General features: G+C 68.7%; 14 protein-coding genes. 9 read left to right on the top strand and 5 right to left on the bottom strand.

What is annotated here, in order from left to right; genetic code table 11:
- Positions 1-2 precede the first annotated feature (2 nt).
- Positions 3-698 (bottom strand): ABC transporter ATP-binding protein, encoded by a 696-nt coding sequence (locus ABE85_RS00385; RefSeq protein ID WP_067269076.1) that lies wholly within the window; start codon positions 696-698, stop codon positions 3-5.
- On the opposite strand from ABE85_RS00385, the gene ABE85_RS00380 reads away from it, so the two are divergent.
- From ABE85_RS00380 to ABE85_RS00350, 7 genes are all read left to right on the top strand, one after another.
- Complete coding sequence (locus ABE85_RS00380) at positions 697-1,395, top strand: arylesterase (protein WP_231993192.1); 699 nt, start codon at positions 697-699, stop codon at positions 1,393-1,395. The genes ABE85_RS00385 and ABE85_RS00380 overlap by 2 nt on opposite strands.
- A gap of 43 nt (positions 1,396-1,438) precedes the next feature.
- Positions 1,439-3,079, top strand: a complete 1,641-nt coding sequence (locus tag ABE85_RS00375; protein ID WP_067269074.1) for a phosphoethanolamine transferase — start codon at positions 1,439-1,441, stop codon at positions 3,077-3,079.
- Between the two features lie 85 nt (positions 3,080-3,164).
- On the top strand, positions 3,165-3,926 hold the full coding sequence (locus tag ABE85_RS00370) for an SDR family NAD(P)-dependent oxidoreductase (RefSeq protein ID WP_067269072.1): 762 nt from the start codon (positions 3,165-3,167) through the stop codon (positions 3,924-3,926).
- A complete protein-coding gene (locus ABE85_RS00365; RefSeq protein WP_067269070.1) occupies positions 3,926-5,287 on the top strand; it encodes an Nramp family divalent metal transporter in 1,362 nt (453 codons plus the stop codon). Before ABE85_RS00370 ends, ABE85_RS00365 begins: the two co-directional genes overlap by 1 nt.
- A gap of 9 nt (positions 5,288-5,296) precedes the next feature.
- On the top strand, positions 5,297-6,403 hold the full coding sequence (locus tag ABE85_RS27835; protein ID WP_197507156.1) for a tetratricopeptide repeat protein: 1,107 nt from the start codon (positions 5,297-5,299) through the stop codon (positions 6,401-6,403).
- Between the two features lie 102 nt (positions 6,404-6,505).
- Positions 6,506-7,408 (top strand): hypothetical protein, encoded by a 903-nt coding sequence (locus ABE85_RS00355; protein ID WP_067269068.1) that lies wholly within the window; start codon positions 6,506-6,508, stop codon positions 7,406-7,408.
- A 151-nt stretch (positions 7,409-7,559) separates the two neighbouring features.
- A complete protein-coding gene (locus ABE85_RS00350) occupies positions 7,560-8,396 on the top strand; it encodes a tellurite resistance TerB family protein (protein ID WP_067269066.1) in 837 nt (278 codons plus the stop codon).
- On the opposite strand, the gene ABE85_RS00345 is transcribed toward ABE85_RS00350, so the two are convergent.
- The 3 genes from ABE85_RS00345 to ABE85_RS00335 form a co-directional block, all read right to left on the bottom strand.
- Positions 8,387-9,547 (bottom strand): HD-GYP domain-containing protein, encoded by a 1,161-nt coding sequence (locus ABE85_RS00345; protein WP_067269064.1) that lies wholly within the window; start codon positions 9,545-9,547, stop codon positions 8,387-8,389. The two genes, ABE85_RS00350 and ABE85_RS00345, sit on opposite strands and share 10 nt — an antisense overlap.
- Before the next feature lie 146 nt (positions 9,548-9,693).
- Positions 9,694-10,536 carry an SPFH domain-containing protein gene (locus tag ABE85_RS00340; protein WP_067269062.1) on the bottom strand — a complete coding sequence of 281 codons (843 nt, stop codon included), beginning with the start codon at positions 10,534-10,536 and terminating at the stop codon, positions 9,694-9,696.
- Between the two features lie 10 nt (positions 10,537-10,546).
- Entirely contained in the window at positions 10,547-10,729 is a 183-nt protein-coding gene (locus ABE85_RS00335; RefSeq protein ID WP_067269059.1) for a hypothetical protein, read from the bottom strand.
- Between the two features lie 292 nt (positions 10,730-11,021).
- Here ABE85_RS00335 and ABE85_RS00330 point away from each other — a divergent pair, with 292 nt between their 5' ends.
- The gene (locus tag ABE85_RS00330) at positions 11,022-11,420 is read left to right on the top strand and encodes a GFA family protein (RefSeq protein WP_067269057.1); all 399 of its coding nucleotides are present in this window, start codon (positions 11,022-11,024) and stop codon (positions 11,418-11,420) included.
- A 17-nt stretch (positions 11,421-11,437) separates the two neighbouring features.
- Positions 11,438-11,791: a VOC family protein gene (locus ABE85_RS00325; protein WP_067269055.1), complete on the top strand. Its 354-nt coding sequence runs from the start codon at positions 11,438-11,440 to the stop codon at positions 11,789-11,791.
- On the opposite strand, the gene ABE85_RS00320 is transcribed toward ABE85_RS00325, so the two are convergent.
- On the bottom strand, positions 11,766-12,650 hold the full coding sequence (locus tag ABE85_RS00320; protein WP_067269053.1) for a CPBP family intramembrane glutamic endopeptidase: 885 nt from the start codon (positions 12,648-12,650) through the stop codon (positions 11,766-11,768). The genes ABE85_RS00325 and ABE85_RS00320 overlap by 26 nt on opposite strands.
- Between the last annotated feature and the right edge of the window lie 189 nt (positions 12,651-12,839).

Genomic DNA, 12,839 nt, shown 5'->3' with positions numbered 1-12,839 from the left:
GCTCAGGCCGGCAGATCCGCCATCGTGATGTCCTGCAGGTGCCCGGCGGAGATCTTCAGCTGCCGCTCGCAGCGGGCCGCGATGGTCTGATCGTGGGTGACCATGACCAGCGTCGTTCCGAGTTCCCGATTCAACTCGAACATCAGCGCCATGACCTGCTCGCCGGTGGCGTAGTCGAGGCTGCCGGTCGGCTCATCGGCCAGCAGCAGCGCCGGTTGCTGCACGAAGGCGCGGGCGAGCGCGACGCGCTGCTGCTCGCCGCCCGACAGCACGCGCGGATAGTGCGACAGCCGCTGTCCCAGCCCGACGCGTTCCAGCATGAGCCTGGCTTGCGCCCGCGCATCGCGCTCGCCGCGCAGTTCCAGCGGCAGCATGACGTTCTCCAGCGCCGTCAGATGCGACAGCAGCTGGAAACTCTGGAACACGAACCCCAGATGCTCTCCACGCAGCGCGGCCCGGCCGTCCTCGTCGAGCGTGAACATGTCCTGGCCCCTCAGGCGCACCGTGCCTTCGGAAGGCGTGTCCAGGCCCGCGAGGATGGACAGCAGCGTGCTCTTGCCGGAGCCCGAGGCGCCGACGATGGCGACGGACTCCCGCGCCTGCAGCTGGAAATTGATGTCATGCAGAATGGTCAGCACGCCGTCGGCATCCTGGACCGACTTGCTGACGTGATCGACTTCGAGGATGTTCTGAACCATGAATCAACCGCAGATGCGCCGCCGTGAATGGATGATGCACTGTAGCGCCAGTCTCGCGACCCTCGCCGCGGCGGGGGTCCTGGCCGGACCTGTCGCGGCGCAAGGCCGCACCGAAGGCGGTGCGGCGGCTGCGGGTGCGGCCCCGCGCCGCATCGTCGTGCTGGGCGACAGTCTCTCCGCCGAGTACGGCCTGGCCCGCGGCAGCGGCTGGGTGGCGCTGCTGGACCAGCGGCTGAAGGCGCAGAAGCTGGGCGCCGAGGTGATCAACGCCAGCATCAGCGGCGACACCACCTCGGGTGGCCGCTCGCGGCTGCCGGCGCTGCTCAAGCAGCATCGTCCGACGCACCTGATCATCGAGCTCGGCGGCAACGACGCGCTGCGCGGCCTGCCGCTGAAGATGACCCGCGAGAACCTGAAGGCGATGGTGCAGGCCGGCAAGGACGCGGGCGCGAAGGTGCTGCTGATCGGCATGCAGATCCCGCCCAACATGGGCGCGAGCTACGCACGGGATTTCGAGGGCAGCTTCAAGACCGTCGCGCAGGAGGAGAAGGTGCCGCTGCAGCCCTTCCTGCTGGCCGGCGTGGCCGACCGGCCGGACATGGCCGAGTGGTTCCAGGGCGACCGCATCCATCCGCTGGCCAAGGCGCATCCGGTGATGCTGGACAACGTCTGGAAGGTGCTGAGACCGATGTTGTGAGCGGGTGCGTAGACTGCGCGCCTTCGCTCCCTCCTCCGGTCTGATGTCCGATTCCCTTTTAAAGCGCCCCGCGCTGTTGCGCTGGGGCGCCCTGGGCCTGCTCGCGCTCGCCTGTGCCGGCGCGGTGCTGGCCGGCCACGAGAGCCGCCGTGCGGCGCAGGTCGCGTTGCTCGCCCTCCCCGTGCTGCTGTGGCTGCCGTGGCCGATCGAACGCCTCGCGTGGCGTCGGGTGCGCTGGGTCGCGGCCTTCGTCGTGATCTCCGCATTCCTCGTCGATGGCGCGGTGCGCGCGTTTCTGCAGAGCCAGTACCAGGCTGCGCCGGACAGCTCGCTCGTGCTCGCCGCCGCGGCGAACACCACACCGCGCGAGTCGCTCGAGTACCTCACCTCGCAAGCGCCCGCGATGGCCGCGGCCGTGGCCGCGTTGCTCGGGATGCTCGCCCTCACCGGCGTCGCGATCACGCTCGCCACGCGCGTGACCCGCGATGCGGCGCTCTCGCGCGGCGCGCGCATCGCGCTGCTCGTGCTGCTGGCCGTCTGCGCCCTCGCCCACCTGAGCAAGCCCTGGCGCCGTCATCACCCGTTGCTGTTCTGGCCGGCCTGGACACAGCAGGTCGCGGACCTGCGCGCGAACTGGGCCGACCAGCAGGTCCAGCGCGAGCAGTTGATGCGCAACGCGGGCGACGCGTCTCCCGAGACGGCGACGGGCGCTCCGGCGACGGTGGTGCTCGTGCTGGGCGAGAGCGTGAATCGCGACAACATGAGCCTCTACGGCTACGCGCGGCCGACGACGCCGGAGCTGATCGCGCTGCGCGACGAGGAAAGCGCGCGGCTGCTGACGCTGCGCCACGCCTGGTCGACGCAGGCGACGACGGTCGCGTCGCTGAGCGGGCTGTTCAGCTTCGGCGAGCGCGACGAGGACGACCCCGCCGGCCGCACGCAGCATCTGATCGCGCTGGCGAAGCGCGCGGGCTACAAGGTCTGGTGGGTGAGCAACCATGACGACGTCGCCGTCGACCAGCAGCATGCGCGGCTGGCCGACGTGGTGGAGATGATCAACCGGCAGCCGGGGCGATCGTCGGGCTCGCTGGACGAGGACCTGCTGGACGAGGTCGAACAGGCGCTGTCCGATCCCGCGCCGCGCAAGCTGGTGGTCGTGCATCTGCTGGGCGCGCATCCGCATTACCGGCTGCGCATGCCGCCGGGCGAGCATCCGTTCGACGATGACGACGGCGACGCCGTGGACACCGCGATGGCGCGCGACGGCCGCGCCGCCTGGGTGCGCGAGTTCCGGCAGGACTACGACTCGGCCATCCACTATCACGACCGCATCGTCGCGCAGACGCTGCGGCTCACGCGTAGTCACCTGCCGGCGGGCGGGCGCGGCGCGTGGATGTTCCTGTCGGACCACGGACAGGAGGTCGGCCACAGCCTCGACCACGCGGGCCACAGCCCGGGCACGGCGTCGGGCTACCGCATCCCCGCGCTGCTGTGGCGCAGCGGATCGGGCTTCGATGCGTCGACCGCCTCACGGCCGTTCCGCGCGGACTGGGCCGGCTGGACGCTGGCCGAGCTGATGCAGCTCCGCTGGTCCGGCATGAACGACGAGCGCAACGTGCTGCATCCCGCCTACGCGTGGGAAGCGCCGGCGCTGCCGGTGAAGGGCGTGGTGTTCGAGCGTTAAGACGGCAGCGGCCGGATCGTTCGATCTGCGCTTTTCGAGCGGGCACTCGCCTTGCCTCTCCTTCGGCAATCCTAAGGAGTCCGGCATGGAACGATTCAAGGGCAAGACCGTCATCGTCACCGGCGCGTCGTCCGGCATCGGGCGAGGCGTCGCCGAGCGCTTCTCGCAGGAGGGCGCGAATGTCGTGATCTGCGCGCGACATGAGGACAAGCTCCAGCAGGTGGCGAAGCAGCTGCCGCAGGATCGCACCCTGGCGCAGGTGGCCGATGTCTCGAAGTTCGCGGACGTCGAGTCCCTGGTCGCCGCGGCGGTGAAGCGCTTCGGCGGGCTCGATGTGATCGTCAACAACGCCGGGATTGGGACGGAAGGCGACGCCCTCACCGTCTCGCTGGACGATTGGAACGAGACCCTCGCCATCAATCTCAGCGGCGTCTTCCACGGCTGCCGCGCGGCGATGCCGGAGCTGCTCAAGCGCAAGGGCTGCATCGTCAACACCGCGTCCGTCTCCGGCCTCTCCGGCGATTGGCAGATGTGTGCCTACAACGCGGCCAAGGGCGGCGTCGTGAACCTCACGCGCTCGCTCGCGCTGGACTTCGGCGGCAAGGGCGTGCGCGTCAACGCGGTCGCGCCTTCCCTCACGCGTACCGGCATGACGGAGGAGATGCTGGAGGACAAGGACCTTGTCGCCCGCTTCATGGAGCGCCTGCCGCTGGGCCGCCCCGCGGAACCCGCCGACATCGCCGCCGTCGTGGCCTTCCTGGCCAGCGACGACGCGCGCTTCGTCAACGGCGTGAACCTGCCCGTCGACGGCGGCGTGATGGCCTCCAACGGCCAGCCGAAGATGTGATGGCGGCGCTCCCCGACGCTGACGCTGACGCTGACGCGGACGCCGATGCCGATGCCGATGCCGACGCGTCTTCCGGGAAAGCGCCCCCCAGCTCGCCCTGGTGGACCAAGCTCGGCCCCGGCCTGATCACCGGCGCGGCCGACGACGATCCGAGCGGCATCGCGACCTACTCGCAGGCCGGAGCGCAGTACGGCTACAGCGTCGGCTGGACGATCCTCGTCACCTTCCCGCTGATGGTCGGCATCCAGCTCGCCAGCGCGCGCATCGGCCGCATCACCGGCAAGGGGCTCACCGAGAACTTCTCCAAGCTCTGCCCGCGCTGGCTGGTCTTCGCGCTGGTCTCGCTGCTGGTCGTCGCCAACGTGATCAACCTCGGCGCCGACCTCAGCGCGATGGGCGACGCGATGCACCTGGCCGTCGGCGGGCCGCCCGGCGCGTTCGTCGTCGTGATGGCGCTGCTCTCGCTGCTGCTGCAGATCTGGCTGCCCTACGAGCGCTACGTGAAGCTGCTCAAGTGGCTGACGCTGACGCTGCTCGCCTACGTCGGCGTCGGCTTCGCGGCGCAGGCGGACTGGGTGCTCGCGCTGAAATCGCTGGTGCTTCCGAAAATGCATTGGGATCGCGAATACACGACCACGGTCGTCGCGATCCTCGGCACGACGATCAGCCCCTACCTGTTCTTCTGGCAGGCCAGCCAGGAGGCCGAGGAGATCCGCCGCATCGCCGCCGACCGCCCGCTGAGCGTCGCGCCCGAACAGGCGCAGAGCCAGTTCCGCCGATTGCGCACGGACACGCTGGTGGGCATGGGCTTCTCCAACACGATCGCGTTCTTCATGATCGTCGCGACCGCCGCCGCGCTGCATGCGCACGGCGTGCGCGACATCGAGACCACCGCACAGGCCGCGCAGGCGCTCAAGCCGATCGCGGGCGATTTCGCCTTCGTGCTCTTCGCGGCCGGCATCGTGGGCACGGGCTTCCTCGCGCTGCCGGTGCTCGCGGGATCGGCGGCCTACGCGGTCGCCACGCTCGCGGGCGTGCGGCGCGGGCTGGACCGGCCGGCGCAGTCCGCCAAGGTGTTCTACGCGATCCTCAGCGGCGCGATGCTGATCGGTCTCGCGGTCAGCCTCTCGGGCTTCAATCCGATCAAGGCGCTGTACTGGTCGGCCGTCATCAACGCGGTGATCTCGGTGCCGATCATGATCGCGGTGATGGTGGCGGCGTCGCACCGCCGGATCGTCGGCGAGATGCGCATGCCGCCGCTGTGGCGCGTGCTCGGCTGGCTGGCCACGGCGGCGATGGCCGCGGCCACGATCGCGATGATCGTGCTGCAGACTTCCAGCACCTTGGGGGGCAGTCGCTAGACTGTCCCGATGACCGCACCTGCTCCGCTCGACGTCGCCTGGACCCTGCGCATCGATGACGTCTGGCGGCGCGCGCCGGACCTCACCGGCGCGCAGATCGTCGACGAGATCGACGCGCTCGCCGCCGAGCGTCCCGACGACGATGCGCGCGCCCTCTTCGAACGCGCCTGCGCGCGGGACACCGCCGGCCTGGAAGCCGATGCCGAGCCGCTCTACCGCGCGGCGCTCGAGACCGGTGCGCTCGATCCCTACCGCCGCACGCGTGCGGTCATCCAGCTCGGCAGCACGCTGCGCTGGCTGAAGCGATTCGACGAGAGCGAAGCGCTTCTGGTCGGCGAGCTCGCGCATCACATGCAGCCGGGCCACGACCGCCCGTTGCATGACGAGGCGCGCGCGATCCTGGCGCTCACCTACGCCGCGCAAGGACGAGGGAACGAGGCGGCCGGACTCGCGCTGGCCGCGCTCGCACCGCGACTGACGCGCTACAACCGTTCGATGCTGGCCTGCGCGAAGCAGCTCGCCGGCGAGGTGTGGGACGACGGCGCCGCGGTCGCACCGGGCGCGCCGCGCATCGAGCTGATCGAAGGCCGCTTCATGCTGAGGCCCTACCGTCCGGCGGACCTGCCGGACTTCGTCGCGGCGGTGCGCGAGTCGCATGCGTCCATCGGCCGCTGGATGAAATGGGCGCACGCGGACTTCTCCGCCGCCGAAGGCGCCGAGTGGCTGGCCCATTGCGCAAGCGGCTGGCAGAGCGGCACCAGCTACGAGTTCGGCATCTTCGACCGCGAGACCGGCGACTTCGTCGGCGGCGGCGGACTGAACTCGCTGCATGCGGTGCATCCGTTCTGCAACCTCGGCTACTGGGTGCGCTCGTCGTGGGAGGGCCAGGGCGCGGCCTCGTCGGCGGTGCGCGCGCTCAGCCGGCATGCGTTTGCGAAGCTCCAGCTGATGCGCGTGGAGATCGTGGTCGCCGACGGCAACGAACCCAGCCTCGCCGTGGCGCGCCGCTGCGGTGCGCACTACGAGGGATTGCTGCGCAACCGCATCCGTGGCGTCGACGGCAAGGCATGGGATGCGCACATGTTTTCGCTGGTGCCGGCGCCGGTCGTTGGATGACGGACTGCCCCCCGCCGCACGACCAACGTCATGCGGACCGTCGCCGGGGCGGCTCCTAGAATCGTCCGCACAGCCACACACGCGGCCCTTGCCGGGACTTCCATGCGCCACACCGTTCTCGCGCTCGCTTGCCTCGCAGCCCTGACGGCCTGCTCGAAATCCAACGACGCCGCCGAAGCCAAGGACCCGCCACCGACGTCCGCGCCTTCGGCCAGTCCCGCGGAAGCCCCTCAGCGCGACGCCTCGTCCGACGATGCCAAGGCCGCGGCGTTCACGCACGCCGTCAAGGTCGATGTCGCGGCGCAGGTCGTGTCCACGGCGTCCGAAGCCTGCGGCAGCATGAAGGGTCAGGAGATGCCCGCCCCGAATTCGGGCTCGCCGATGCAGTACGGCGCAGGCGGCGTCATCAGCTGGGGCAAGGGATCCCTCGACTACGTCAAGGAGCCCGGCGCGACGGTGGTGTTCACGAGCAACCGCAGCGAAAAGACCTTCGCGTTCGGCACCGACATCTATGAACTGCCCCAGGGCAACCGCAAGTACGTGGCGGGCCTCGGCCAGTTGAAGGGGGGCTCCTTGAGCGCGACCGTCACCGACGAGACCAAAGCCGTCGACGGCGATTCCCAGCTCACCACCAGCAACCTCTGCGTCGGCAGCCAGCCGCCCGCGCTCGCCACCCAGGGCGCGTGGGCGATCGCGGCCAAACATCTGCAGGTCCCCGCCACCCCGATGACCTGCACGCAGATCGGGAAATTCGAGTCGCAGAGCCTCTCGTTCGCGTTCGATGGCAAGACGCTCCAGGCCGGATCGAACAGCTTCAGCCAGGCCGACAGCGCCTCCGGGGAGACCTTGACCATCGACCCGAAAGGCGGATCGGCCAACGTCGTCTACTCCGTCGCCCGGGCCGATGGCACGGGCGCCGGCCTGGGACTGTCCCAGCCCAGAGTGTTGTCGTACGCGGCGCTCGATCTGCCTGGCGGCGTGCACCTGATCTGCGCGCCGAAGTGAACCGGCCCGCCCTGCTGCGGCGTCGCTAACACCGACCTTGCCACCGAACAAGCCGGCCCGACCGACGCCATCGACAGGTCGATCGGACTTGGGGATGCCCTCCGGTGCCCTCAACTGCCAGACTCTTCCACCGTGTTGAAAGGGGCTGGCGATGAGTGCGCATGGACTTCTGGATCAACTGCTGAGATCGGGTCGCGACCTGCTGGAGGGGCGCGGCGGCGCACCGGGCCAGAGTGGCTCGGGTGGGCTGGGTGGACTCGGCGGCCTTGGGGGGCTGGGCAATCTCGGCAACCTCGGGAATCTCGGCAACCTGGGCGGCCTGGGCAACCTGGGCGGGCTCGGAAAGATCGGCGCGGGCGCCGGTGTGGCGGGCGTCCTGGGCGCCCTGCTCGGCAGCAAGCGCGGACGCAGCTACGGCGGCAAGGCGCTGAAGTACGGCAGCATCGCCGCCCTCGGGCTGATGGCCTACAAGGCCTACTCCGCCTGGCAGGCGCAGCAGCAGGCGCAAGGACAGGCCCCAGGGCAGGCGCAGGGCCAGACGCAGGGTCAGACGCAGGGGCCCGGTTCGACCTCGTCGCCGCAGGCCAGCCTGACGGCGGAGCCGCGCACGCTGGACCGCGTCCCGCAGGACGAGGCCGAGGAACACAGCCGCGCCGTGCTGCTGGCGATGATCGCGGCCGCCAAGGCCGACGGCCATCTCGACGACCGCGAGCGCGAGCTGATCGAGCAGGCGCTCAGCCGCGTGGCGGACGATCCCGAGCTGCAGCGCTGGCAGGAGGACGCGCTGCGCCGCCCGCTCGATCCGGCCGCGGTCGCTCAGGCCGCCACGACGCCGGAGATCGCCGCCGAGATGTACCTCGCGAGCCTGCTGATGGTCGATGAGACCAGCTCCATGGAACGCGCCTATCTCGACGAACTGGCCCGCCAGTTGAAGTTGCCAGAAGGCCTGAAGGCACAGCTCGAGGCGCAGGCGCTCGCTCAGGGTTGAGACCCGAGGCTGAGGACCATCGCCTCGGCCTTGTGCGAGAGGTCCTCGTCGCTGTCGACGAAGCGCGCGGCGATGTCCTGGAACTCCGCCTCGCAGCGATCGAAGGCGTCGACGATGTCGGGATCGAAGTGCGCGCCGCGGCCTTCGCGGATGATCGCCGCCGCCTGCGCGTGCGGCATCGGCTCCTTGTACACGCGGCGGCTGATCAGCGCGTCATAGACGTCGGCCACGGCCATCAGGCGCGCCGAGATGGGGATGGCGTCGCCGGCCAGGCCCAGCGGATAACCGCTGCCGTTCCACTTCTCCTGATGGCCGTAGGCGATCTCCTTGGCGAAGCGCAGGAACTCGACCGAGGTGCCCAGCCGCTGTTCCGCCTGCTCGATCGCCTCGCGGCCGAGCGTCGTGTGCGTCTTCATGACCTCGAACTCCTCCGCGGTCAGGCGGCCGGGCTTGAGCAGGATGCGGTCCGGGATGCCGATTTTGCCGATGTCATGCAGCGGCGCGGACTTGAAGAGCGCCTCGACGTGGACCTCGGTGAGGAACTCGCGGAAGCGCGGATGCTCGCGCAAGGCCAGCGCCAGGCAGCGCACGTAGTGCTGGGTGCGACGGATGTGATTGCCGGTCTCGTTGTCCCGCGTCTCCGCCAGCGAGGCCATGGCCTGGATGGTCACGTCCTGGATGGCGACGACCTGTCGGGTGCGGCGCTCCACCTCCTGCTCCAGGTACTGGTTCTGGTCGCGCAGGAAGGACGCGGCGGCCTTCACCTTGAGCTGCGTCTCGACACGCGCCCGCAGCACGCCGGGGCGTATCGGCTTGGAGATGTAGTCCTCGACGCCCAGTTCGAAGCCGAAGGCCTCGTCGTCCTCGGCGGACCGGGACGTGAGGAAGATGATCGGGATCGCCCGGGTGGCGGCCTCCGCCTTCAGCTGGCGCGCCACCTCGTGACCGGAGGTGTCCGGCATCATCACGTCCAGCAGGATCAGGTCGGGCGGCGGGCTGGACCGGGCGATCCGCAGCGCCAGGTCGCCGTTCGTCGCCGCCTTGATCAGGTAGCGGTCCTTCAGCAGGGCGTTGATCAGCACGAGGTTGTCCGGGCTGTCGTCGACAGCCAGGATCGTCGCCCGCGCGCTGCCATCGGCAAGAGCGGTCATGGTCACTCTCCTGGTGGCGAACGAGCCGTGTGCCGGCATTCCCGACGCCGCCACCAGCTTGCCCCTGCACCGGGGCCGTGACACTAGCGTTTCCGCTAAGTCCCCCTGGAGAGAGGGACACGCCGCTTCGTGCCGGCGGCGCCGACTCAGCGCGGATTGGCGTTCACGATGCCCTTGAAGTCATAGGGCACCACGATCGTCTGCACCTTGCCGGCGGCGACGCCCTCGGCGATCTTGAGCTGGGCCTGCGCGTTCATGTACTCGATCGCCTTGCTGTTGGTGTTCAGCGCGGCGATCCGCTCGGCTTCCTTCTTGGCCGTCTCCACCTCGATCTCCTTGGCGCGCAGCGCGTTCTGCGCCGTCACCACCGCGTTGGCGGACGCGATGATGTCGTCCGCCGGCATGACGCTGCGCACCTGCACCAGCGAGACCGACAGCGCCGTTCCCAGTCCCTCGGAAGCCAGCGTCTCCGTCACGATGCGCTTGATCTCGGACTCGATCTTCTGGCGGTTGTCGGCGACGGACAGGGCCTTGTATTCGCGCACGGCCTTGTAGGCGGCGTTGTTGGTCACCGTGGTCATGTAGCCGTGCATCAGGATCCAGTCGCGGTCGTCGCGGCTGAAGGCATGGAAGCTGCGGCTCTTGGTGGTCCAGAGGTCCGACACCGCCGACGGATTGATCGAGTAGACCAGCGTCATGTCGAAGTCCTTCAAGGTGCTGTTGTCGGACGTCAGCGGCTGCTTGTTCTCGAGCAGCACGGCGATGTCGCGCACCGGGAAGGTCAGCACGTCGCCGAACAGCGTCTGGTTGAAGCTGCCGGGCAGCAGCTCGGCGCCGCTGATCTGCTTGTCGATGCCCACGCGCAGGCCGACCTCGCCGGTCTCGATGCGGGTGCAGCCGGCGAGCAGCGCGGCCACGGCGATGACGGCCAGCGACAGGCGCGAAGAACGCGATGAGCGCGACGGACCCTCGTGAATCTTGTTGGTCATGTTTTTCTCCTCAAAACAGATAGATCGTGAGCGCCGCCAGCCCCAGCGCGAGCACCGCGCCGCAGGCGGCCCAACGGGCGACCTGGAACCAGACCACGGCCTGTCTGCGCGTCATGGAACGCACCCAGACCACCAGGCCCAGACAGGCCAGCCACAACACGATGAGCACCAACCAGGCGCGAATGAGAGCCATGTTTTTCTCCTCGATTCGAATTGTGGGGCGACGCGCCTCGGCAGCGCTCGACTCCGATGGGGGGACACCCCTCGGAGGGAGAGGCGCGCGGCGGGGACGCCACATCGGGGGCGTCGAACTTCGGTCCGCCGGTGGGTGGCGTCAGGACTTGCCTGCTTGCAGCGCAAGGACCGCGCGGGAGAGCTGCCTGCTTCAGTCGTCGGTGTGACTCAGATCCTCGACACCACCTTCACGCGTGTGGCTGAGGCGAGATCTAGACTGCCTGCTGCTTCAGCTTCAAGATCCCCCCGTCATGAAAGTCCACGGTTCCTGCCACTGCGGCGCCATCAAGTTCACCGGCGACGTCGATCCGACGCAGGTCGTGGTGTGCCATTGCGACGACTGCCAGATCCTGTCCGGCGCGCCTTACCGCGCGGTCATCTCGGCGCAGATGGAAACCTTCGAGATCTCGGGCTCGCCCAGGACCTACGTGAAGGTCGCGCAGAGCGGGAACCGGCGCGCGCAGGTGTTCTGTCCGGACTGTGGGACTGCGCTCTATGGCGCTGCGGCGGAGAACCCGACGCATGCGGTGATCCGTCTCGGGTGTCTGGAGGAGCGGGATCAGTTGCGGCCTTCGCGGCAGATCTGGACGCACTCCGCGGCGGGGTGGACGACTGCGCTCGGTGAGGTGCCCGCTTCACCGCAACAGTGACCAGACACGAGCAACCCATGCAGGTCAAACGCATCGTCGCCAACATCGCCGCACGCGAACCGTCCGTCGTGGAAGACTTCTATCGTCACGTGCTCGGACTGGAACTCGCGATGGACCACGGCTGGATACGGACCTATTCGGGCGACCAGACGATGACGGTGCAACTGAGCATCGCCACCGAGGGTGGCGCCGGGACGCCGGTGCCGACGCTATCCATTGAAGTCGATGATCTCGAAGAAGCGCTCCGCAGGGTCCATGAGGCTGACATCCCCGTCGAGTACGGCCCTGTCATCGAACCATGGGGCGTTCGACGCTTCTACGTGCGAGATCCCGTCGGGACGCTCGTCAACATCCTTCAGCACGTCGGATGAATCGGCCGCGCCGATACGCGAGCCTCAGCAGGACGCCTGTCATGGCCAGGCAGAGAACGACCGCCACCACGGAGCCTTCGGCGCCGAAGGCACCACCGGACAGCCAGGCGGGGCCAGTCAGCGTGCCGTGGAGCCAGGATTCCCCCGACTGACCGGAGACCGCGATGGAGAACACGGCCCCCTGCACGAAGTTCCAGGCGAAGTGCAGCGCGGTGCACATCCAGATGCGCCGGGTCAGCAGGTAGGCTGCCCCGAACAGCAGACCGAGTTCCAACCCGAGCAGTACGCCGATCAGTGGCGTCGCTCCCGCATTGCCCAAGTGGGCCAGACCAAAGACGAGGCTGGAAATCGCCAGCGCCCAGGCGATGCCGAAGGAACGCTCCAGCAGTCGCAGCAGCACGAGCCGGAACAGCAACTCCTCGATCAACGCACCGGCTGCAATTTTCGGAACCATGCTTACCAGCACTGCGCCAAGGTCGCCGAGCGTTCCGACTGTTTCCAGCGAATACGCGCCCAGGCCGGCCAGTAGGGCCACCACGCAGGAGAAGAGCAGGCCACCCAGCAGCAAGCCGGCAAGAACTTCGGCGCCAGCCCCTGAAGCGGAAATCTCCCGCACGGGTCGTCGTTCCCACCAACGGACGTAAGCCCAGTACCCGGCGACGAGGACCAGCGCCTTGATCAGATTGCGCCACTCTCGCAGGCCGGGGTCAGGCATGAACAGCTTCGTGAAGATGTTTGCCGCGATGAAGGGGAGCGCGATGAACAGCAGGGCGGCGAGCCAGGTCCCTGCAGTTGATGCGCCGAAACGCTGAACCCACGGCGAGAGGCTCGAAGACGACACGGCCGCGCCTTGTTTCATTCCGGGAAGGTCCATGGTGCGACGCAGAGGCTGCGCGGTGAATCAATGGTGCCGGCACTCTGCCCGATCCGCAGACCGGAACCCACTTCTCGCCGACAGGCTGCAAATTTCCAGGGTTGAACTGCAGCAGTCAGCTTGAAGCGGACCTGCCGCTGCGGCGGGACGCCTCGCACACGTCGTGTGCAGATC

Origin of the sequence: Mitsuaria sp. 7, assembly GCF_001653795.1 — a bacterium.
Lineage (GTDB): Bacteria > Pseudomonadota > Gammaproteobacteria > Burkholderiales > Burkholderiaceae_C > Roseateles.
Note: the sequence above shows the minus strand (reverse complement) of the source record. Positions and strands in the feature narration are given on the sequence as shown.

Coding starts and splice junctions, on each gene's coding strand:
- ABE85_RS00380 (WP_231993192.1), top strand. CDS start 697: ATGAATCAACCGCAGATGCGCCGCCGTGAATGGATGATGCACTGTAGC.
- ABE85_RS00370 (WP_067269072.1), top strand. CDS start 3,165: ATGGAACGATTCAAGGGCAAGACCGTCATCGTCACCGGCGCGTCGTCC.
- ABE85_RS00350 (WP_067269066.1), top strand. CDS start 7,560: ATGAGTGCGCATGGACTTCTGGATCAACTGCTGAGATCGGGTCGCGAC.
- ABE85_RS00325 (WP_067269055.1), top strand. CDS start 11,438: ATGCAGGTCAAACGCATCGTCGCCAACATCGCCGCACGCGAACCGTCC.
- ABE85_RS00335 (WP_067269059.1), bottom strand. CDS start 10,729: ATGGCTCTCATTCGCGCCTGGTTGGTGCTCATCGTGTTGTGGCTGGCC.
- ABE85_RS00330 (WP_067269057.1), top strand. CDS start 11,022: ATGAAAGTCCACGGTTCCTGCCACTGCGGCGCCATCAAGTTCACCGGC.
- ABE85_RS00355 (WP_067269068.1), top strand. CDS start 6,506: ATGCGCCACACCGTTCTCGCGCTCGCTTGCCTCGCAGCCCTGACGGCC.
- ABE85_RS27835 (WP_197507156.1), top strand. CDS start 5,297: ATGACCGCACCTGCTCCGCTCGACGTCGCCTGGACCCTGCGCATCGAT.
- ABE85_RS00320 (WP_067269053.1), bottom strand. CDS start 12,650: ATGAAACAAGGCGCGGCCGTGTCGTCTTCGAGCCTCTCGCCGTGGGTT.
- ABE85_RS00345 (WP_067269064.1), bottom strand. CDS start 9,547: ATGACCGCTCTTGCCGATGGCAGCGCGCGGGCGACGATCCTGGCTGTC.
- ABE85_RS00340 (WP_067269062.1), bottom strand. CDS start 10,536: ATGACCAACAAGATTCACGAGGGTCCGTCGCGCTCATCGCGTTCTTCG.
- ABE85_RS00375 (WP_067269074.1), top strand. CDS start 1,439: ATGTCCGATTCCCTTTTAAAGCGCCCCGCGCTGTTGCGCTGGGGCGCC.
- ABE85_RS00365 (WP_067269070.1), top strand. CDS start 3,926: ATGGCGGCGCTCCCCGACGCTGACGCTGACGCTGACGCGGACGCCGAT.
- ABE85_RS00385 (WP_067269076.1), bottom strand. CDS start 698: ATGGTTCAGAACATCCTCGAAGTCGATCACGTCAGCAAGTCGGTCCAG.